Annotated in this window: 17 protein-coding genes and 2 pseudogenes; 5 read left to right on the top strand and 14 right to left on the bottom strand. The window is 44.0% G+C overall.

Going from position 1 to position 22,441, the window contains the following annotated elements:
- The first annotated feature begins 88 nt into the window (after window positions 1-88).
- Window positions 89-415 carry a hypothetical protein gene (locus tag BM415_RS24765; RefSeq protein ID WP_139237004.1) on the top strand — a complete coding sequence of 109 codons (327 nt, stop codon included), beginning with the start codon at window positions 89-91 and terminating at the stop codon, window positions 413-415.
- 139 nt (window positions 416-554) lie between these two features.
- On the opposite strand, the pseudogene BM415_RS16555 reads toward BM415_RS24765, so the two are convergent.
- From BM415_RS16555 to BM415_RS16545, 3 genes and pseudogenes are all read right to left on the bottom strand, one after another.
- Window positions 555-1,802: pseudogene (locus BM415_RS16555) on the bottom strand (NADPH--cytochrome reductase); the annotation flags it as partial.
- 254 nt (window positions 1,803-2,056) lie between these two features.
- Complete coding sequence (locus BM415_RS16550) at window positions 2,057-3,547, bottom strand: aldehyde dehydrogenase family protein (protein ID WP_091159959.1); 1,491 nt, start codon at window positions 3,545-3,547, stop codon at window positions 2,057-2,059.
- A 24-nt stretch (window positions 3,548-3,571) separates the two neighbouring features.
- Window positions 3,572-4,663, bottom strand: a complete 1,092-nt coding sequence (locus BM415_RS16545; protein ID WP_091159958.1) for a 5-methyltetrahydropteroyltriglutamate--homocysteine S-methyltransferase — start codon at window positions 4,661-4,663, stop codon at window positions 3,572-3,574.
- 193 nt (window positions 4,664-4,856) lie between these two features.
- On the opposite strand from BM415_RS16545, the gene BM415_RS16540 reads away from it, so the two are divergent.
- Entirely contained in the window at window positions 4,857-5,267 is a 411-nt protein-coding gene (locus BM415_RS16540; protein ID WP_091159956.1) for a type VII toxin-antitoxin system MntA family adenylyltransferase antitoxin, read from the top strand.
- On the top strand, window positions 5,260-5,667 hold the full coding sequence (locus tag BM415_RS16535; RefSeq protein WP_091159955.1) for a type VII toxin-antitoxin system HepT family RNase toxin: 408 nt from the start codon (window positions 5,260-5,262) through the stop codon (window positions 5,665-5,667). Before BM415_RS16540 ends, BM415_RS16535 begins: the two co-directional genes overlap by 8 nt.
- A 135-nt stretch (window positions 5,668-5,802) precedes the next feature.
- Here BM415_RS16535 and BM415_RS16530 read toward each other — a convergent pair whose 3' ends face one another.
- The 7 genes and pseudogenes from BM415_RS16530 to rlmH all read right to left on the bottom strand — a co-directional run bounded on the left by BM415_RS16530 (window position 5,803) and on the right by rlmH (window position 12,159).
- A complete protein-coding gene (locus tag BM415_RS16530; RefSeq protein ID WP_091159953.1) occupies window positions 5,803-6,477 on the bottom strand; it encodes a DNA alkylation repair protein in 675 nt (224 codons plus the stop codon).
- Between the two features lie 223 nt (window positions 6,478-6,700).
- Window positions 6,701-6,802 (bottom strand): annotated as a pseudogene (locus BM415_RS25925) (hypothetical protein); the annotation flags it as partial.
- A 105-nt stretch (window positions 6,803-6,907) separates the two neighbouring features.
- On the bottom strand, window positions 6,908-7,510 hold the full coding sequence (locus BM415_RS16525) for a CYTH domain-containing protein (protein WP_091159952.1): 603 nt from the start codon (window positions 7,508-7,510) through the stop codon (window positions 6,908-6,910).
- A 56-nt stretch (window positions 7,511-7,566) separates the two neighbouring features.
- Window positions 7,567-9,132 carry an HD domain-containing protein gene (locus tag BM415_RS16520; RefSeq protein ID WP_091159950.1) on the bottom strand — a complete coding sequence of 522 codons (1,566 nt, stop codon included), beginning with the start codon at window positions 9,130-9,132 and terminating at the stop codon, window positions 7,567-7,569.
- A gap of 86 nt (window positions 9,133-9,218) precedes the next feature.
- Window positions 9,219-9,638: a hypothetical protein gene (locus BM415_RS16515; RefSeq protein ID WP_091159949.1), complete on the bottom strand. Its 420-nt coding sequence runs from the start codon at window positions 9,636-9,638 to the stop codon at window positions 9,219-9,221.
- Window positions 9,625-11,490: a DEAD/DEAH box helicase gene (locus BM415_RS16510; RefSeq protein ID WP_211753672.1), complete on the bottom strand. Its 1,866-nt coding sequence runs from the start codon at window positions 11,488-11,490 to the stop codon at window positions 9,625-9,627. The genes BM415_RS16515 and BM415_RS16510 overlap by 14 nt, the downstream gene beginning before the upstream one ends.
- Window positions 11,491-11,679: 189 nt before the next feature.
- Window positions 11,680-12,159 carry a 23S rRNA (pseudouridine(1915)-N(3))-methyltransferase RlmH gene (gene rlmH / locus BM415_RS16505; protein ID WP_091159947.1) on the bottom strand — a complete coding sequence of 160 codons (480 nt, stop codon included), beginning with the start codon at window positions 12,157-12,159 and terminating at the stop codon, window positions 11,680-11,682.
- A 194-nt stretch (window positions 12,160-12,353) separates the two neighbouring features.
- Between rlmH and BM415_RS16500 the strand changes: the two genes are divergently transcribed.
- Entirely contained in the window at window positions 12,354-12,953 is a 600-nt protein-coding gene (locus BM415_RS16500) for an RNA polymerase sigma factor (RefSeq protein ID WP_348272329.1), read from the top strand.
- Entirely contained in the window at window positions 12,922-14,061 is a 1,140-nt protein-coding gene (locus BM415_RS16495) for a DUF4179 domain-containing protein (RefSeq protein ID WP_091159944.1), read from the top strand. The genes BM415_RS16500 and BM415_RS16495 overlap by 32 nt, the downstream gene beginning before the upstream one ends.
- Before the next feature lie 29 nt (window positions 14,062-14,090).
- Here the strand turns inward: BM415_RS16495 and BM415_RS16490 are convergent, their stop codons facing one another.
- The 4 genes from BM415_RS16490 to BM415_RS16475 all read right to left on the bottom strand — a co-directional run bounded on the left by BM415_RS16490 (window position 14,091) and on the right by BM415_RS16475 (window position 22,294).
- Complete coding sequence (locus tag BM415_RS16490) at window positions 14,091-15,353, bottom strand: ATP-binding protein (protein WP_091159942.1); 1,263 nt, start codon at window positions 15,351-15,353, stop codon at window positions 14,091-14,093.
- A gap of 167 nt (window positions 15,354-15,520) precedes the next feature.
- Window positions 15,521-18,424, bottom strand: a complete 2,904-nt coding sequence (locus BM415_RS16485) for a glycoside hydrolase family 3 protein (protein ID WP_091159940.1) — start codon at window positions 18,422-18,424, stop codon at window positions 15,521-15,523.
- 102 nt (window positions 18,425-18,526) lie between these two features.
- Window positions 18,527-21,874, bottom strand: coding sequence for a glycosyl hydrolase 53 family protein (locus BM415_RS16480; protein WP_091159939.1), 3,348 nt, complete (start codon window positions 21,872-21,874; stop codon window positions 18,527-18,529).
- Between the two features lie 252 nt (window positions 21,875-22,126).
- Window positions 22,127-22,294 (bottom strand): CxxH/CxxC protein, encoded by a 168-nt coding sequence (locus BM415_RS16475; RefSeq protein ID WP_076314175.1) that lies wholly within the window; start codon window positions 22,292-22,294, stop codon window positions 22,127-22,129.
- Window positions 22,295-22,441 lie beyond the last annotated feature (147 nt).

Here is a 22,441-nt window from a genome sequence, read left to right as displayed (position 1 = left end):
CGAACGGATTCACGCTGTCCGATATCCGCACCACCCTCGTGTAATCCGAACCCGTTGTAAACAGTCTACTAGGGAAATGGAGAAGAATATGAAGCAGAGAAAACGGACTTGGATCAAGCTGGCGAGCGCCCTATTAACGATCCTGGCATTGGCTGTTGTTATGTCGGTTACAAAGCCCTCTGAAGAGAAGTATAACAGTTGGGTTCTGGAGAAGGTGTCAGACAAGCCGACCTCCAATCCTTTTAAAGGTTTGGGGCTATCTCTGTTCGGCGAGCGTTTGATCAGCGAAGGGACCACGATGACCGATTACGGAGTGGTTCGGTTATTTCAAACCGAAATTATGGGGCAACGAATAAAGGTAGTCGGGGTTCTGGGTACATTTATTCCATTAGGAAAGCCGGACAATGTACAATAGCCGACGCTTTAGAAAGACCTCTCATATGCGGCGTAGATTCTAATCCATTACGCAGTACATGAGAGGTCTTTTCTCTTTACTTTAACGGCTCTATAGCGGAATGATGCTCGGTTCCTATCCGAATGTCCAACATAACGAGCTAGTTACCAGCCCATACGTCCTTAGCATAGCGACCTTCGCTTTGAAGCTGTTCCAGCCACTTCTGAGCTTCTTGTTTACTTACCGCGTGAATTTCTTGATAAGCTTCTTTTAAGCAAGCCTCTACATCTGGAGCCATCCTACTTCCATCTCCGCAAATATAGAGTTTCCCATTGTTGCCGAGCAATCGGATGATTTCGTTTGTATTCTCCTTCATCAAGTGTTGAACATATGTTTTGGGCATACCTTCTTTTCGGGAATACGCTGTGTGTACAGTAACAATGTCCTGTCGCTCAAATTGCTCCACTTCCTCACGGTAAATGTGATCCAATTCATTTCGGCAGCCATAGTAGAGGTGTGCCTCTCCCAGTGTTTTACCTTCACTCTTCATTGTTTGACGTGCCTGCAAGAATCCCCTGAATGGAGCAAAACCAGTGCCAGGTCCTACCATGATGATCGGTGTCTCAGGTTGTTCCGGTAAAGTAAATCCGGACTCTGGCGTATTCACGAATACCATGACCGTATTTCCAGGTTGAAGACTGGCCAAATAATTGGAGGCAACTCCTCGATATTCACCACTTCCACTCTTTGCAGGGCATCTGACGACACCGACAGAGATACTTACCGCATCGTTCTGAATCCTCGGCGAACTGGATATCGAGTAGTAGCGTGGTTTAAGTGGCGGGAGCAACTCCACAAAGCGTTCGAACGGCAACTCACAAGCCAAATACCGCTCCAACAGGTCTAGCATCGTAAGTCGTTTGTTTAACACATGCTCTTTATAAGCATCCTCCTGAAGAAGAGCTTCCAATTCCTTTTTATTTGGAGGGCAAACGGTAAACGCTGCAAGCTCACGAAGCTGGGCTCGAGTCGCGGCTTCTTGCAGCTCGACGCATTGGCTCAACAGATCATGAACGCTGATGGGCCGATCAACAGGTAAGTGGGCAACGCTGCGGCCGCTAGCGCTTATAACGATATAGTCACTGCTATTTAGTCCATAACGACGCAGTACACGTTCAACCAATGCCGGCTCGTTTTGCGGAATGACCCCCAAATGATCGCCTTCCTGATAGGACACCTCTTGCGGCAACGAGATCTCGATATGACGCGTGCTTCGATCACTGCCTTCAGCTTGTAGTTCTCTGTTCTCCTTTACAGAAGCCAAGAACGCATTGTAACTTGCCGTGATAGGCGCCCCTACGAGTCCACTGACAAACTGTATACTTAACGTGCTTTTCTCACGTTCTGCAACGCCGCCGCGGCTCTCTATCGCCAAATTTAGAGCTTTAAATGATTCCGTCCAAATCTATTCTCCCCATAAGCCGAAGCATACCTTTGGAGAGAGACAGCAAAATCCTACATGACAACCGAAAATGTTTATTGGCAGCGCATAACAGTATTAATATTAGCTTTCGACGGCTCTATTCAAACGAAAAAAAAGGCGCCGATTTCAGCGCCTCTTTAAAAATCATTCAATATGTCAAAGTTGTGCGTTATATAGATTTATTCGGGTATATAAGGGAGATCCAATGCCTTCGGAACGTTGATGACATGTGTTTCTGTATAAGTGAGGATGCCTTCCGCGCCATATTCTCGGCCAACGCCGGATTGTTTGACACCGCCAAAAGGGAACCTTACATCGAGCCCTTGCACAGCAGCCGTATTGATCATTGTCGTACCGGCTTCGAGCCTGCGCGCGACCCGGATGGCGTCTTCTTCTCTTCCCCAAACCGAACTCGTGAGTCCATATATGCTTTCATTGTGCAAATCAATAACCTGCTCCTCATCGTCAAAAGGCAGGATCGGAACCGTAGGACCGAACTGCTCCTCCACCACAATCGGATCACGATAGTCAGCGTCCAACACAAGCGTAGGCTGCAGGTAGTAGCCTTGTTCAATCCGCTTCTGATCGAGAATTTGTCCGAGAGGGATGATCTTGGCACCGCGTTTCCGTGCATCTTCGACCAGGCCCTCCACATATTTTTTCTGCTTCAGGTTATTGATCGGACCTACCGTCGTATTCGGATCAAAGGGATCCCCGACCCGGACCCAGCGATTGGCCGCCTCTATATATTTGTCCACGAATGTATCATAAATAGAACGGTGAACATATACACGCTTGGCAATCATGCAGATTTGTCCTGCTGTCAAAAAGTTAGAAACGACAATTCGGCGCATGGCTCGCTCATCGTTTACATCAAAGCTCTCCAAGAAGATAGCTGCATCGTTGCCGCCAAGCTCAAGCGTCATATTCTTAATCGTTTCCGAAGCAGCCTTCATAATATGCTTGGCCGTTTCGGTTCCACCAGTAAAGGCGATTTTGGCGACAAGAGGGTTCGAAGTCAATTCCACGCCCACATCCGATTCGCCATGAACGACGTTGATCACACCCGCCGGGAACTCACTCGCAATGATCTCTGCCACTTTAGACGCCGCCAGTGGCGCAAATGGACTGGGTTTGAGCACAATCGTGTTGCCGGCAAGTAAGGCGGGAGCAATCTTAATCGTGGACAGAGCAATAGGATAGTTCCATGGGCTAATCGCCGCTACCACGCCAATCGGATCATGGGATATGATGGTTTTACCCGTCTCATGTTCTTTGATCTCTTCCTGCAGAACCGATTTGGCCTGGTCACAGGCGAATTCCATCCACATCAATGCAACATAAATTTCACCGTGTGCATCATAGAGCGGCTTGCCGTGCTCTCTGGACAACAAGTGGACAATTTCATTCTCCGATGCCCTAATCTTCTCAATCGCCTTGCGCATGCGAGTGATGCGTTCGTCAATTGCGGTCTCCTTCCACGCTGTAAAGGCTTCTGCTGCCGCTTCAATTGCTTCGACCGCTTGTTCTTTCGTGGTGACAGGGAAATAGCCCACAATTTCATTTGGATTTGCCGGATTCTCTTTTGCTGATTGCGAAATGGATTTTACGGTTTGACCCTTAATGAAGTTCTCAACTATAACCGTCTCTTTGTCCGCTTGAATCGTCATGTTCAATCCCTCCGTTGTTTAGATCTATGAATTCCAAACTTCGTCGGCAATTTCTTTAACGAAACGAAGTTTACGCCATTGCTGTTCTTCTGTTAGGATATTGCCTTCTTCTGTAGACGAAAAGCCGCATTGCGGGCTCAAACAAAGCTGGTCAAGCGGTACATAGGTCGCTGCCTCTGCAATCCGTGCTTTAATTTGTTCTTTATCTTCTAACTCACCTGACTTTGATGTAAGTAAGCCAAGCACGACCTTCAGATTTTTACGATTAACATATTTTAATGACTCAAAACCGCCTGAGCGCTCGTCATCGAATTCCAGGAATAGCCCGTCTACGTTTTCTAAGCCTCCAAATATGACTTCAGAAGCATAATCATAACTGCCGGTTGTGAAATAATTCGATTTATAGTTACCACGACAGATATGCATCGTCACCACTAAATCCTTCGGTTTATGAGCCAGAGATTCATTGATCATTCGCTGCATGATCTTCAGCTCTTCCGCAGGATCCCAGCCTTTAGCGCGCAGCTTATCGTGACCTGCTTCAGAGAATAGATCTGCCCAAGCGGTATCATCTAATTGCAAGTAGCGGCATCCCGCATCATAGAAGGCTTGAATTGCTTTTTGATATGCTGCGATTGTATCTTGAAGGAACGGTTCACGGTCCTTATAAATATCTTCATTATATTCCACGCGATAAAGAAGCATATTCGGGCTTGGAATCGTCTGTTTCGCCACTGCGTCACCCGCGTGCTTTTTCAAGAACTCAAAATGCTGGATAAAGGGATGCGTCGAGAAACCCACTTTACCCACGATGCGAATGCCGCCCTTACGGGTTACCATATTGTGAAATTGCGGTCCCGCTGTTTCTTCGTATAACTCTACGCCATCCAAGCCGCCCAGAAAATCAAAATGCCACCAGCTTCTGCGGAACTCACCGTCAGTTACTGCCGCTATGCCATTCTCCTTTTGCTTCTCAATAATACGAATAATCTCGTTATCTTCCACAACCGTTAATTGTTCATATGTGATATTGCCTGATTTATATTGCTCACGTGCTTGAATTAAATTGGCAGGACGTAGAAAGCTGCCTACATGATCATTACGAAATGGTATCATCGATGTCTCTCCTTCATTGCTTATTCTATTGAATATAGCATGATCGAATAGGATACATGTTATATGTATAAAGTATGGCTAGCCATAGCTTTAAGTTATAGCCCAATCTCTCTCTAATGAGGCTTGTAGTACCCAAGTATAAGTGCGAATTTTTTATATAAGCTATACAATACGAGAAAGGAAGGTGATCCGCATGCTAATTGAGGAGTTACAAAAGAAGTTAGTTGATAAAATCATTCTAGAGACAAATCCCGGCTTCATCATTCTATTTGGTTCATTCGCTACAGGCACAACTCATGATGAAAGTGATATCGATCTGGCTTATTTCAGTGACAAGCAGTTGTCTTCATATGAACGTTTTCTACTTGCTTCTGAGCTTGCGGCTATTGCTAACCGAGAGGTCGATTTAGTCGACATTCAACAAGTTGATACTGTATTTACCATGCAAATTTTTGAGCAGGGCACTCCAATTTATATACATAACGACAATGAATTTACACGCCAAAAAATGCGTGCTTATAGCATGTATGCTACGTTAAGTGAGCAGCGGGCTGCAATTATTGATGCGATTAAAGAGAGAGGGAGTGTCTTCGGCAATGAATGATGTTGTTTTGAATAAAACGGCAACAATTGAACATTCTCTCAAACGTATTCATGAAGTGTACGAGGGCAATCCTGCAAACTTAACGGACTTTACGAAGCAGGATAGCATCATTTTGAATATTCAACGTGCTTGTGAGGCAAGCATTGATCTGGCCATGCATATTGTCAGCAACCGTAAGCTGGGCGTACCAAAAGCGAGTCGTGAAGCATTTAAACTGCTGCTAGACGCTGGATTAATTGAAAATAGCCTAGCAAAGACAATGATGAATATGGTCGGATTCCGAAATACTGCTGTACATGACTACCAGACGTTAGATCTTGAGATCTTAGAAGCGATTATAGAGAAGCATATTGATGATTTTAAAGATTTTACGAAGGTGATTTTACAATTGGAGGAATAATTGTATTCCCCGAGTCCTATAGTAAAACAAAAACAGCCACTCACCATCGAGCGGCTTTCCGCATTCTTTCTTTTACCTGATTATGAATCAAGTAATTATGGACCCTCTGCAATCTCCTTTTCCGCGACTAACAGCTTAGGACAGTTCTTTATTTCGTTTGTTAACTTCAATCGCAATGAACTCCGGCAAATAATCAGGGGTACAGCCCTTTGATACCATTTCATCTTTATAAAGACCCGTTTCCTCACCAAGTTTAATACACCGTGCTCGATTATTTTGATCATAAACCCCAATCCAGCCTGCGGTGAAATTCATAGCCCATTGAACTTCCGGTTCTTCCTGCGTGATATTAGCTTCAATTGCAGATAGTAAGTCTGCGTTGTTATCAGGCGGTGTTTGTCCAGTCCATCTCAATCGCGCTTTATAATACCAGAAAGCTCGCCTTTGAAGAGCAGAAGGACTATCTTCCCATAACTCCATCAATGCAATTGTCTTCTTGTCTTTGGTGAGCTGATTAGCCATTAACCAATCCATTAAATTATTTCGCTCATCAAATGTGTGGTTCTGTATATCCTTATCAAGCTTATTTAGCACCTCTTGTGAAAGAAGGTTTTTGTCCATAATCAAAATTGCCAATAGTCTAGGCAAAAATTCTTCGGTTGACCATAGTTCCATAGCTAGTTCGTGATCTTTTTTAATGTCCTTAGCGATTTTTCGTAATTCGCCTAGCTTAGTTTTACTATTGATCTGTGTTAGAATGCTTTCTGCTTTTGAAGAACGTTTCATTCCTGTACTTTTATTCTCATTCATTTGACACAACTCCTTTATTAGAGCATTGTTTCATAATATGTCCTTGACGCGCTGTATCTCAATAACTAAGTCTTATTGGCTACAATTGTACCTTAACAATTATAAGAGGAGTAATTCATTTCGCCGTTACTTGTGATAGGGTTCATCGTAACATCTATAGAGCGAAATCAAAAGGCACCCGAGTTGGGTGCCTTTCTTCTTTAGTGCGTCTTCATTCCTCTTACTACAACCTCAATGACAACGTAAAATATTCAATTTTTGCACTAGGGAAATAAGTGTGGATATACCTGCCTAGCGTATCTTTAATGTCCTCCTTCTCATGATCTGTGTATACGTGACGTTACTTATGGTTCAGGCTTATCACTAGAAAATCAGGAGCACGAATAAAACGGCCCCTGATTTTTGAAAAAAGAAAACTAATGAGTAGATTTTATACTGTGGTTATATACTCTACAAATCTCTTGTATTTACTTTTATTGTTTAAATAAAATTCTATCCCCATTTTTTCGAGCTCGTTCATTATATTATTACAATCTTTATCGGAGCTGACTCCTTCAACTTCGAGTTCATATGACTCGTTGCCACCTGGAAATATAGAATGATCAAGTTCTAGAGTATAATCACTAAATACTTTTAATTTTAACCTCTCGTTCTCTATTGAACCCAAGAGAAACAACTCAGAAGAATCGACAATATTACAAAGATCCACCTCGTCTCTTTTAAATCTTTTCAAAATCTCTGATGGGTTAGCTTTGAGATACTCAAATTCTAATTCTGTGATGGAGGTTTCAATTTCTGTTGAAGAAATAAAGTTATTATTACTATTTGATTTTACTTTTGCGCATAATAACCAATGTGTATCTTCGTTACGGATTCTTAGAGTTATCCCTGCCTTTTCTAGCTTAAAATCATGAGAATCAAAATAATAGTTGACTTGGCGTATTGGCGTGGGATTTTGTTCAACACTATTAATAATTTTTTTATAAGAGTCATGTTGGAGTAGTAGTTTCAATTCCTTCTCTATCGTTGCCAAAAAATCATCTCCTTCATTGTCTCAATTTTTAATCAACCTCATACTTTTATAACGCTTTATACTCTATCGGATACTCCTTCAAACTGCGGCAATATATTTCTCGACGCATACTTTTTAAATTTTGTTGCATTTTCACTGTCAATACTATAAACCCTCAATATTCTCAAACCATTATTCAATGAACTAATAATCTGGGAACCTTCTCGTATTTTTTGGGGAGACACAACATAATAGCCTTTACTTGATTTTTCAAGCAACAATGCACCAGAATCCATATCTTTTAATGGAAACCGTTCATCTCTAAACTCTTTAAAGTACTCTTCCCCAAATTCTTTTTTCAATGTTTTAAGGCTCTCAGCAAAGTGTTTACTTAATTCTGTGATTTTATCTTTCTCGTCAATAAACTCTTCAAACTCGTATATCCTCTTCCATAAATTCCTGTTTTTCACATCATGTAAAGCGTCTTTCCTCTCCTTACTTAATACTGAAATTAAGTTATCAATAAACTGCTCATCACTTAAGGAAATATACAGTTCTTCGAAATCTTTAGCTGTTAATTGTTTTTTAGACCATTTAGTATAAGTAAGTCCTTTTTCTTCTGCTACGAAGTTTAGCATCGCTCTACATGCTTCGTTAGTTTTATGCCCGTAAACCTGAACATACATCTCATATCTAGCCTGAAGAAAATTCTCTACGGCATGAAGTCCACTTTGCTTTAATCCTAGTCTTAAACTTCCTTCATCATTTACATAGGCTAACATAGACTTCAATACTCTGCTTTCAGAATAATTACCATACGGGACCCCTGCGAAAAAACTATCACGCTTAAGGTAATCCATTCTATCACAGTCTATTGGTGCACTTGCTACTATGTCGTTTAGTAAAGGAAGGACATCAATGTCTCTATTAAAAGCTCTTATCCTTCTAGTTCCTAATTTTAGCTCAGGTTTCAATATTGTAAGTACATTATAAATTTGTTCCTTACTAATTCCATCATTTTTACTTAAAACTTTATACGCAAAATATGAGGACACATGTTCGTGCTCAATCCTTACATCTAATTTCCCTTTTTTCTTTTGCTTTTCTTCAAATTGAAAAAGTACTAGTTCCATATTGTCCATAAATTCTTTGTCAGAGCCAACTAGTTCGTCACTACTCATAATCTCAATGAACTCCTCAATATTAGGAGCAAAAGCATCAAAAAGATGCGATAAAGGACCATGACCGATATCATGTAACAAAGCAGCTAAGCGTAATTCGATAAAAGTTTCCTTTAAAGCATCTCCATTATTATGAAGTAATTCTCCTAAGTTTACTCCAATGCCACCTTCAAACGATTGTACATCTTTAGCGATATCCCCTCGTAAATAAGCAATATAACCATTTTCTATAATTGAATAGAGCATTTTATGTGCATAGTTCATTACTCCAATAGAGTGTTCAAATCTAGTATGCTTAGCGGATGGAAACACCTTGTATAGAAACGAGTTCTGTCTAACATGATGTAATCTACGAAAAAGTGCATCCTCTATTACTATCATTTCGCTCATAGTTACTTTGATTACCCCGTGAATTGGATCGTTTATACTACGTACTAACTTCAAATCTCTTAAAAAATTCATAGCACTCTAACATCCTTTCACAATCACTATTATCATTCTTTAATCCCACAAAAGCTCTTCCATATTCCAATAAACTGGGCTATCCCTTAACTTCTGCCCAAATGAGCTCTAGCTTCTTCAGGCAGTTTTTCTATTGGAAAATTAACCAATTGAGCTTTATCTGTATAACTTGCAATTTCACATATCTCTTTAATTATTTTTGCACTTTCATCTGCTCGAGACCAAATAAGACTTTTCTTTTTATTTAATACATGATGAATTTCTTGAAGATAGTTATTACAATCATAAATGTATCGGTACTCATGTTTAACTTTCCTATCATCAAAAAATTCTGTGTCAAAAAATTGTACACTACAATGAATATTTCCAAATTGTCTTTTTATCTTCACCTCGGTATAGTCTTCTTCGTAAATACTTGAGGCCAATTCAATGGGGGATACCCCCTTATCAAGTTCTAAATACACGAGCTCTTCCACTTTCTTTTTTAAAACATCAAGAAATTCCATATAATACCCTCTCCAGTTCTGGTTTTAAATTTTCCTCCAGATACTCTTGTGCACTTATTAAATCTTCAATTTCCATTACATCTCTTCCTGCAAACTTGATTTTAATTTTTGTATTCATAAAGATGACCAGTACGCCATCATTATTTGTTGTCGGTTTCGTAAACTGCGGTAGCATACTTTTGAACTTCGGATAGAGCGTGTTTCCCTTTGGTTTAATACTAAACTCTTCAAGTAGATCAACTGCCATTAACTGAATTTTCTCGGTTAGAATTTTTCTTATCATTTTTCTTCGTTCAAGGGGTCTCTTTTCATTATATATATGGTTAAACTCATCAGTTTTGGCTCTAATTTTCTTTCGAGCCATTTTTTCCAAAGTTTCCTCAATTAGTTCGTCGTCCATACCAATGGCTTTCAACTCTTGTCTTCTAACTTCGGTTTCCTCTAAGATTAGGATTTTAGCTTTTTCAAATTCATTGTGAAAGTCAATAAGTTCACTGTAGGAGTCAACCTGCTCAATAGATTCCCCTTGTATCACAGCTTGCCCATAGAATACTTCTCGTTTTTGATATTCATCGTCACTAAATTCAATTTCCCGAACCTTTTTATATCGTCCGATGTCCTCAACTTCCTTCTTGAAGAACTCCCAGAGTTCGTCTAACCCTAATTCATCATGGTAAATTACCATAGCATTATTATCAACTTCATATCTCGTTATCTCTTCTTCAGGAATTGCTCTTAATACTCGTCCAATTACCTGTGCAAACCTATTTAGGCTTTTATATGGACGGAACAATGCAGCAACTGTCAAATACTTATGATCGTATCCTTCACCCATCATATCTACATTAACAACTACATTATATTTATGCTGTTCGATTTCTTGGAACTTAACATCTTGCTCATCACGCGACATTTTACTATGAATTAACACAGCATTCATGCCTTCCGATCTAAACAACAGCTCTAATTTTTCTGCATGCCTTATACTACAGGCAGAGGCCATAATTTTATGTGGTACTTGAGGAGATATCCTTCGTAATTGATTTAACTCCTCAATACTCTTTCTTATTATCTCCAAAGAACATGCATCAGACATAGCAATAGATTTCTGAACCCATGCTTCATCCTTTAAATCTTTAGCCTCTTCAAGGGAGAGTGTCGTTCCATCTTCTAGGTGAAAAGTTATTTCCTCCGACTCTATGGTTTTATTTCTAAGCCACTTAACGTACCTACTCTCCATTACTTCAGATAACTTTGTTTCATGTATTTTTTTTCCGGGGACAATAACTCCATCTCCGCGATATGGTGTACCAGTTACATGGAGTACTTTCGCATTTGAAAAGTAATTTAATGCTCTCTGCCACGATTCAGCAGGTGCGTGGTGTGCTTCATCAATTATTATCATATCAAAATGGTCTCTTTGTACTCTGCTCAGTAAACCATTAGTAGAATTTAAGCGTTGAACATTGGTATAGATGATATTGGCGTTATTTAACTCGCTATCAAATACTTCATTCTCAAAGGAGATGAGAACCGGATTATCTTGTATGTCGAATAACACTCCTGTATTAATCCAAAAATTTTCGTCTAGGGCTTCCATAGTCTTCGCAATACTTTCCTTTGTTACGTGCCCCGGTGTAATGATTAGCACCCTTCCCTCACATACACCAAAAGGAGCTATAGCAATTAATCCGCTTTTTCCTGTCCCAGTTGGAAGTACTACTAAAGCCTCTTCCTGTCGACTCAATGTAAAGTGAGATTGGATTCTTAAGTAAGCCTCAATTTGAGGCTTACGAAGCTTACTGTTTCCTTCAATAAAGCAGGGGGTCTCTTTGAAATACATATTACCCATCCGCATCCTTTCCTCTCATATTTCATAATACGACTTAATTCGACATACCCCTAAAAATTACAAAACGACACCCGCCATAGAACGGTGTCGTCTTTTAGGACAATACTACCATATAATACTAGTCATGAATATACTCTCTCTATACTTACAACCTACTCCCCGATTCTAACCGCGATATAATTTTTCGCCCTACTTATGATACGGTTCCCCCCGATTAATCTTTACCGCCCGGTAAATCTGCTCCACGAGCACAAGCCGCATCAGCTGGTGGGGCAGGGTCATGCGCCCGAAGCTCAGCTTCTGCTGCGCACGCTTCAGCACCGCATCGGACAGCCCGTGACTACCGCCAATCACAAATACAATGTGGCTTGTCCCGTATGTTCCGAGCTTGTCCATCTCGGCAGCAAGATCCTCGGAGCTCCATAGCTGACCCCCGATAGCAAGAGCAATCACATGTGCTTCGCTCTTCACATGGGACAGAATACGCTCGCCTTCACGTTCTTTGACACCCCGTACTTCGGCCTCGCTCATATTGTCCGGTGCTTTCTCATCAGGCACCTCAATGACTTGGAATTTAACATAAGGCCCTAACCGCTTCGCATACTCCTGAATGCCCTGCACTAAGTACTTCTCTTTTAATTTCCCTACTCCGATAATCTGGATCAACATGCTGTACTGCCTCCTGCTTATATTTAAACTTTTATTTAATCTGGAATTGTTAACTTACTTCTCTATAGATCCCTTGTAATCTCCTTATTGGAGTGTACCATACCCTGCCTTCATCTAAATATAAATTTACAGTTCGTCACAAATCATCCTGCTTAGTTGTTATATAGCATATATAAACGTGACGAAAGGAGTCGATCTTTCTGAAGCCCAGTCATTCTCCCAGTCCAACGCCTAACCATATTGAGCAGATTGTCCAAGAGATTCAACAAGGAGACATAGAGCAATTTCGCACCGTAATTCAGCGATTTCAGAGGCAAATGTATGTATACTGCAAGCTCCTGCTTAACGATAAGGATCAGGCCGAGGACGCTGTCCAGGACATCTTCATCAAGAGCTATCAAGACATTAACAGCTATTCCCCTACGGTATCGTTTCAAGCCTGGCTCTATAAGATTGCATACCACCACTGCTTGAATCTCAACAAGAAAAAAGCCAATGACCGCAAGCTTTTCCACATCTTTAAAGAGCTGTATCGCTCTACGCTGCAGTACCATATCGACTCTTCATCTGAACTCCAAGATATTCTCGATCCATTATCTATGGAGGAAAAACACATCCTGCTGCTAAGAGCTGTTGAGGAATATTCGTACGATGAAATAGCCGAGGTCATGGACTTAAAGCCTGCCACCATCCGCAAAAAGTACGAAAGGTTACGCAAGAAGCTCAATAACGAGCATCAACCTCAAGAAGGGGGTTATATCCATGAGTCCGCATTCCATAAATCAAGAGGATGAAATAAAACGCATCTTTGCGCAAATCGGGGGTATAAGCTTACATAAAGATTTTACTGAGCCCATTATGTCCGAGCTGTATATCCAGCAGCAGAAGCAGCAGCCAGTTAAGCACAACCACCTTAGCGGTATAAAAAATCGTCACAAGACATGGCTGCTTGCCTCGCTTTCCACTGCCGCGGGGATCATTCTAATAACGAGTCTATTCACTTCCTCGAGCATGGCTGCATCACTACAGCAGATCCCTGTGCTGCAGAGTATCTTTCAACTTGCAGGAGATCTCGGACTCTACCGCGCAGCCAATGAGAACCTTTCCGATCATCCCAATGCAGTCGCATCCATAGGTGATATTACGGTTACCGTACCCGAGGTTGTATATGATGGGAACCGAGTATCGCTAAGCCTGATAAGAACGGCTGCCGGTAGTTCAGCTTCGATGTCACTTCGAGATCAAATATCAAATATTGATATTTGGGTAGATGGTATAAATGTTCAAGCCTCAGACAGTGGAAATAGTGTTCCCATCTTTTCTTTTCCTGGAGCAGACGATAACTCAGCGATCATTGAATTTGCCGATCTAAGCAATCAAGGCGGAGAGCCCTTCCCTGATCAATTTGATCTGACACTGCACTTATCCATGAATGGCTTCAAAGATCCTTTATCCTTGTCGGTACCTGTGACGATTACTAGTGGAGATCATATAGAGATTAAACCTAGCATTTCAAAGGATTATGGAAACCTTACCTTCAGGCTCAAGAAAATCGAGCTTACGCCAATTACAACGAACATTACAACAGCAATCTCACTCCCAGAGGAATTGGTTTATGATCAGGCAGCTAACGGCATTGCTTTTGACGTATTAGACGAGAAGGGGAACAAGCTCCAAACACTAACGGGAAATGGGTATAATGAGGCTGGTAGCAATACATTCGTATCTGATATGAGGTATCACCCTTTCCCTGAAATACCAGAGAAGATTATCCTGAGACCCTATAAATATATCTATAGCGATTCAACACACACCACCTTTGCTCAGGACGAGGAAGGAAATATCATCGTGGAGTATTTACCCCAGTTGGATATCGAAATTTCACTTGAAGACTTTCTATAGGAAGTAAAAAAAGAGCGTATAGCAGCAGCTTACACTCTTTCCTTAACGGGGGCCGCAGCCGGGATGATCAGCCGGAAGACGGTTCCCTGCCCTTTTATGCTATCCACTTCAATTCTGCCCTTCAGCTTGTTGATCGTGCTGTAAATCATGAGCATCCCAAGGCCCGTGCCCTCCTGCTTTGTGGAGTAATACGGCTTGCCCAGTCTGGAGATCTCCTCCTTATCCATGCCAACCCCTGTATCCTCGATACGAATAACAATGCTTCCTTTATGATCGGAGATGTGAATGATCAGCTTGCCGCCGCCTTTTTCTTTCATCGACTCAATCGCATTTTTATATAAATTAATCAGACATTGCTGAATTTGGTGCTGATCATAATTTGTGCTGAGCGAGTTGTCATAATGCCTCTCCACCTCAACATCATATATCATCGCATACGGCAAAATAATATTCGTTGTATACTCCAGGTCTTCACTTAAATCAGCGTACACCATGTTCTGGGACTGCGGCTTGGCGAAGGACAGGTAGTCGCTCACAATTTTCTCCGCACGTTTCAGCTCTTCAAGCGACAGCTTAATATATCCCCGTTCCTTCTCGGTCATCGTTTCCGATTTACTAAGCAGCTGTAAGAAGCCACTCGTGACCGTCAGCGGATTCCGGATCTCATGAGATACACTGGCCGCAAGCTCACTAACGACGTTCAATCGTTCAGACTGCAGCACACGGTCCCGATAATGGACATTGGCTATCATCTTTTCAATCAGGAGCATCGTGATCACCATAAACACCGTATACGTCGTCAGCGCATGTCCAGCCAAGATCCAGAAGGTATGATCCACTTGCTCAATCACAATGATTAAGGTAATCAAGTACCAGAGCATCGTCATAAAAGCAGCCGCAGCCGCGCCCACAATCCGTCTCTTGGAGGCCAGCCCCAAAAATCTCTTACTATATAAAGGTACGATGATAAATATGCTGGTTGCAAACAAAATGGCTGGCAAGACGCCTTCTCCACCGACATATAATCTGCATACGATCAGCGCCACATATAGGGGGAAGCTGCATCGATATCCACCAAACAAGGCGAAGAGCAGGAACGGAATATACCTCAGATCAAACGTATAACCATACTCCAATTGAAAAGGCATCAGCATACACAGACACATCGCCGCAGCCGATAATACGATCATCACTTTTTTATTATATGCGAAGGGTCTATTCTCAAAGAAGATTGAGAAAATGACCACCGGAAAGAGCAAAATCAAGAAGTTCAATAACAGCGTTTCGAGCAAAGGGCTACTTCCTTTCGTCGGTATAGCAAGTCTATGTTATATTTGAATATATTACTCCAATTTCTCCTTCCAAGTAAATTAAACTGAATTATTTAAAACATTGGGAAAATAAAACAAAACAAAGCCAGATCTCCTCATCGTTAGGAAATCTGGCTTATTCACTTCATTTATTGAAACTGAATTGTACTCAGGGCTGCCTTGCCGATCAGCACGATGTATACGTCCTGACGTCCGCTCACGCCATCCACCGTCAGCGTATAATCACGCCATCCTTGCGCTCCCGTGGATTCAAGCGATACGCTTGCTGCCAGTGGACCTTCCGGACCTTGCAGACGAAGCTCGGCTGTGGCTGCACTTTGGCTCGCTGCACGCAGGGTTACACTGCTCACACCTTCACCAAATTCAGCATCCTGGAACACGATCCAGCCGGACTCTTCCTTCACTTCAACCGCGCTGCCGCCTTCGTGGCATTCTCCGATCAGTACACCTTCGTAATCATCATAGTTGATGGCTTTTACATGCTGCTTCAGATCACGAGGCGGAATGACTTCGCCGTCTACCTTAAGCTCTGCATTCACTCGCAGATCCGCAGACGAAGCACCAGCCATGAACGTGTAACTGCCGCTCTCGATACAGAAACGCTCACGGGTTACATCCCAGATGGCTAGCTCACTCAGCGGAAGCCTGAAGCTAACATCGGTAGATTCACCTGGCTGCAGCAGCACACGCTCAAATGCATGCAATTGCTTCAGTGGGCGCTTCACACGAGACTTCTCCGCATGTCCATACAGCTGTACCACTTCTTCCCCGGCACGTGTTCCTGTATTTGTAATACGAACGGTAATACCAATCTCACGATCCTGATCTGCTGATACAGTAGTGCGATCAAGACTGATATGGTCGTAACGGAAGGAGCTGTAGGATAGGCCATGTCCGAATGGATACAGCACATCACCCTGGAAGTATTGGTAGGTTCGATCTCCCTTGATGACATCATAATCCATAAACTCAGGAAGCTGAGCCGTTGACTTGTACCAAGTCATGTTCAGACGTCCCGCCGGATTCACTTCGCCGAAGAGGACATCGGCTACTGCATTTCCGAGCTCTTGACCTGCATGTGTCGTGTACACAATCGCTGGCACATTCTCTTCTGTCCAGTTCAGAGCATACGGGTAGCTGCCAACCACAACAACAATTGTATTCGGATTGACGGACAGAACTTCCTTGATCAGCTGCTCTTGAGATGCCGGAAGGGTAATGTCCGGACGGTCAATCGTTTCTTTACCGTTAATGAGCGGATGGTTACCGACAAATACAACGGCAAGATCTGCATCTGCAGCTGCTTCCTTCGCTGCTGCGAACTTGTCCGTCACCTTCTCCATCTCGAAGATGTCTGCACTAAGCTTCTCTTCTCCGCCTGCAACAGAAGCCGCACCGGATACATTGATCTCATTAGCTGTCTCTTCCGCACTGCCCGTACCGACGAGCAGCTCTCCGCTGTCTTTGTTCACAGTAACCGGTGTATCATTCCATGTGGAGAAGGTAACCTGCTGAGCATTCTCTCCTTCTGGACGAACGAGGAATACTTCCTTCGTGAACCATTCCCAGATCTGATCTGCGGACGCCTTCACAATACGATCATCTGTTGTCAGATAGAGGCCGTTGTCCTCTGCAATAATCGTATGGCTGTCCCAGCCCCAATCCGTCATTTCGAATACGGCAGCTTGATCAGCTGCTTCACCTGTAGCTGCAAGAGAGAATTGATCCCCTTTGCGTACCTGCACATAACGACCACTGTCCTTCGCTTTCAGCTTAACCCGGTCTGTGCCGCCGGAGAACGTTGCTTCACCGCCATGGCTGCTCAGCTTGTCCTGAATACCTTGCAGCGGAGTAACTGCGTAAGGCAGTGAGCCGCTGTACCAGTCACGATAGACCGTGCCGCCAAGCGGACCGATGACGGCAACCTTCTTCAGCTTATCTGCCTGCAGCGGCAGCATATTTCCTTCATTCTTGAGCAGAACCACAGCTTTGCCAGCTGCTTCTCTAGACAGCTTGGCATGCTCTGGATGCATAATAACCGACTCATCAATCGCTGCATACGGGTTGCCCTCCTCTGGATCAAATTCACCCAGACGGAAACGAACGCGGAACGTATTGCGCAGTGCAACATCCAGATCGCTCTCGCTGAGCAGTCCTTCTTCTAAGGCTTCGTGTAGTGACTGCTTTATGAGTTCACCATCATCTGTAATGCTGTCAATGCCGCCTTCCTTCACGGAACGAGCTACTGCCTCTTTGTAAGTCTCCAGGTAGCCATGATCACGCACCGTGCCGGATACGTCAAACGCATCGCTGACGACAAAGCCGTCCATGCCCCACTCCTGCTTCACAATCGCGTTGACATCCGGGCTAAGGTTAGCCGGAACTCCGTTAATGGCGTTATACGCCGTCATCATGGACTGGGCGCCGCCCTCTTTAAACGGGATTTCAAACGCTTTCAAATAATACTCGCGCATATTACGCGGATCAATGCTGACCGAAGCATCACCACGGCCTACTTCATTATTGTTAGCGATAAAGTGCTTCAGTGTCGCAATCGCTTTCATATACTTCGGATGATCACCCTGCATTCCCTTAACAAGAGCCGATGCTAATTTACCAGCAAGGACTGGATCTTCACCATAAGCTTCCTCTGTACGTCCCCAACGTGGATCGCGTTCCATATCGACCGTTGGTGCCCACAAGGTCAGACCATTGATCTCCGGATTTTTCTTGTAGAAGCCTCTCGCCTCGTCGCCGATTGCGCTTCCAATTCTCTGCATCAGGTCAGTGTCCCACGTACATCCGAGACCGATGGGCTGCGGATATCCGGTCGCTTCGCCAAGCCAAGCCATACCGTGAGCCGCTTCCGTACCATGCTTATAAGCCTTGACACCAAGGCGTTCTACTGCGGTTTGATATTGAATCATAAGTCCCACTTTTTCTTCCAAAGTGAAGCGAGAAACCAAGTCATTTACCCGTTCTTCAAGTGGAAGGGAAGTGTTCTGGAATGGATATTGTGTAGTACTCGTCATATTGAAATCCTCCTTCGGGTAGACTCCCTCAAGCGTATTTTATGACATATCCGATATAGGGGCTACCCGAATAATTAGAGGGGTTTTCATAGAATATTAGAGTTACTGTAGGCGGCTAGAAGCCGCCTGGATCTCGTTGTATGCCCAGTGGCTTGCCGGAACATCCGACCATATAGGCTGCTGTCCCTGGCTTACGCTAGAACGTTCGAGTACTCGGTTGATAACGGTTACAGCTTCCGCTCGGGTCAAGTATTGATCAGGACGGAATTGTCCACCGGTTGTGCCCACCATATACCCTGCCTCAGCAGCGAGTCGAATGTTCGATTCAGACCAATGATCTATGGCATCCGCGAAAAAGGTGACTGCATTTGAACTTGCACTTGTGTTTGTGTTTGCACTTACATTTGCACTTGTATATGCATTTACATCTTCTACATCAATATCTGCACCTTGACTCTTCTTAGACTCCAGTGCCGCCCAGCGAGCGACAATCGCTGCCATCTCGGCCCTTGTAATAGAGCGCCTTGGCCTAAAGGTACCATCCGGATACCCGGACATTAAACCGCTCGCTGTTAATTGTTCGATGTCTTTTCCAGCCCAGCCAAGAGTATCGATGTCCTTGTAACTCACAGCATGCTCTGTTCGATTTGTAGCAGCCTGAACCCGATACAGCATCGCTGCCATCTCAGCTCGGGTAACGGCCTGACCTGGGCGGAACGTGCCGTCTGGATAACCTGCTATATACGCATCTCGGAAGGGAGCAGCCTCATCATCCTCTGTCTCCGATGGATCTCCGTCTGCTTCCTTCTCGTCGTCGTTCGGACCATTCCCGTTCACATCCGTATTCCCATTTTCACCCGCAATGCCATCAGGAGCAGTTCCTGTCCCATTATCTCTACCTGGTTGCGGATTTGGTGTTGATTCTGGTTCTGGTTCTGGCTGTGGGTCTGGGTCTGGGTCTGGCTCTGGCTCTGGATTCGATCCTGACCCCGAACCCGGCTCATAAGTTCGCTCGTAGCTCAGATAAAAATCATCTAAGGTCCCCCAAGCGCCTCCGTCCGCTTTTATGGATGCACCAATCGTAATCTCGCCCTCTGTCACTAGAATATCCTTGATTTCAGGGTTACTCCACTGCACCCATCCATTTACCGCTGTGTCTGCCTTCAACTCATTCCCATTCACTATAGCGAATAGATTCATATCTGAATTAGCCGCATCGCCGCCCTGAATATTCATCGACAAGTTATAATATCCAGATTCCATACCCTCTATCGTCTGTTCAACCTTGAAATTGACCTGATCTGCAGAATAGAAATGCAGCGAGTAGCTTCCCGTTTTGGCATCCATTGCATTGTTCTGATAATCCGTGTGCGTTACTGCACCCTCCGGATAGGTAATGCTCCACATGCTCCGGTCACTCTGTTCAAAGCTTCCATTAACGATCCAATTTCTCTTCTTAATCTGAAGAAATGCCTGTACGCTATGCCCGCCTTCTGCCATGCCTTCGATCACATAGCTTCCTGGACCTGCGGCTACTGCAGTCTCCAGCTGTGACTCATCCCAGATCACCGTCACGATCCCTGTTGTTCCATCATTGTAGGTCACACTTGTCACACTAGGCAGTGAGACCGGTTCACCCGCTATAGCCGATAGGTGTATGTCCTGAACGGCATCGATTATAATCGGGGCGACAGCGCCCGTATGAACATATTTAAATACATTGAGTGATGGTAGTGGATGCCCTTCAAAATCAAACAGAGCCTGATTATCCACGGCGCTCCCGCCATACCACTTCCCCGCATCATGCGGATCATATTCAGCTGCATAGCTTGATGCCCAGCCTGAACCATGTGCTTCCCAGATGATTCTGTTCTGTTCAAGCTGATCCTTGGGTCCAACGGGAATCCATGCCGGTTCCCAGTAGAACACGCCAATGCCGGACTCCCCGACATTCGTTACTGCCTCAATAACATTACGTACCGAGGTAGCCTGCCCTTGGACCGTTATTGGATACTCAAGTGTCTGTCCTGAAGAACTCGGTGCTGTATTGCCGTGTCCGTCTCCATCCTGTTCTGTATAGGTGTACGAGGTTTCTGCTACCATGACCTTTTTTCCATACGTATCTGCAACCTCCGTCAGGACTGCAGTCAGGTTCGACAGCGTGCCATGCCAGAATGGATAATAGGAGCTCGCAAACACATCATAATCTACATTATTCTTCTCTAACTCTTCCCCATAGTACATGTATCTTCCTGAGGATTCTGGATTCGTAAAATGCAGGGCAATCAAAATGCTGGGATCCACCTCTCGAATAGCTCGGCTTCCTTCATTAAACAACTGACTCATGTTTGACCAATCGGTTTCCCCTGCAAACTGTCCATTGGTTTCATTGCCGACCTGAACCATTCCGATGTCAATGCCTTCGGCCAGCATCGCTTCCAGGCTGTCTTTTGTATACTGGTACAATGCTTCCTTCTTCTCATCAAAGGTCAGGCTTTCCCATGCCTTCGGCGCTTTTTGCTTCGCCGGGTCAGCCCAGAAATCGGAATAATGGAAGTCCACCAGCAGCTTCATTCCGTTTGCGGTTGCCCGCTTACCTATCTCAATCGCCCGAGCGAGGTCGTTATTACCGCCGCCATAGCCATTTCCTGAGTTATCATACGGATCGTTCCAGATCCGGACACGAACATAATTTACGCCAGCGTCATGCAGCGTAGTGAATATATCCTGCTCATGACCTGCCTCATTATAGAACTGAACACCACTCTCCTCTAAAGCGATAATGCTGGAGACATCCACTCCCTTGATGAAGTCAGGAGACAGACCCTCTACCTTTTGCACAAAAATATCTGCATTCACCGGCTTCGTCGTGTCCGTGCTCACTTGTCTTAGCTCTGCCTGATCGAGGTATCCCCAGGAATTTGGTGCACCGCTGATGATTGCCCCAACATCTAAATTCTCAGTCTCCTCCTCTAAAATAAATTGCAGACTCTGCTTACCCCATTGGTTGTAACCCGTAGTAAGTACCTCATCTCCCATTTCTGATCCAACGAACAGAGATACCTTGCCAGCTTCTGCTGCATCTCCACCCATAGAATGAACAGATAACTCATAGGTACCCGAAGGCAGACTTGGAACCGTTTGTGTCAGCGTAATTGTCTGCTCCCCAGCAGCCGTATCCTTGATCCAGTACTTTAAGGCATGCTCTCCTTCAATCCCTTCTATATATGAGTCATCCTGATAGGCAAAACGCCCAATATCCGCACTTTCCCAATCGGTCTCCACACGCCATGACCCATCTGTCCAGAAATCAGACTCATATCCGCCATTCATAAGATACGTATCCTGAGGGTTCGCATATGCCACTGATTCTCCGATTCCAGCCGGTATGCTAAATCCCGTAAACCCCACTATCGCAGCCAGTACAAGACTGCCTATCCTTTTTCCCATTCACTCATCCCCCATCTTCTATCCCAATGAAATAAAAGCACAGTCCTGCTGCCCCTAGTACTATCGAATATTTGTAAGCGCTTTTAAAATAATATACCAATGGGGCCTCGCTTCGTGAACGGATAATAAATGAACATTTCGTGTGTTAAAACAACTACTTTTAGACCCTCCTCTACAAAACACAAAAAGAGCGCAGTAGCACGCTCTTCTCCCATCCCTATATTGAACATCAAGCTCTAGCTTCTTGCGATGCTACACGACCAGAAATTCCGCATTGTTGTCGCATTCGGAGCATTTCACCGGCGGATCCCAATCCGAGAATTCGGTTTCCTTCAAATCGACAATATCCGGTGCATCCTCGAACTCATCGACGAACAAATCAATGGCATGCTCCACATGCTCTTTACATACGGTGTACATTCACTCAAGCATCCTTTCTGTCTTGGGGCCTTTCTTATATGGGGTTATCACCAGTCATCATGGAATGCATGAAGCAATAACCCCCTTCTCCTGTTCTACCATACCTGTCCTAGAAAATAAACCCTTAATCTGTTTATTCACTGCTGT

Source organism: Paenibacillus sp. 453mf, from assembly GCF_900116105.1.
Classification (GTDB): Bacteria; Bacillota; Bacilli; order Paenibacillales; family Paenibacillaceae; genus Paenibacillus; species Paenibacillus provencensis.
The sequence above is the reverse complement of the archived record's forward strand: the minus strand, read 5'-3'. Positions and strand labels throughout refer to the sequence as shown.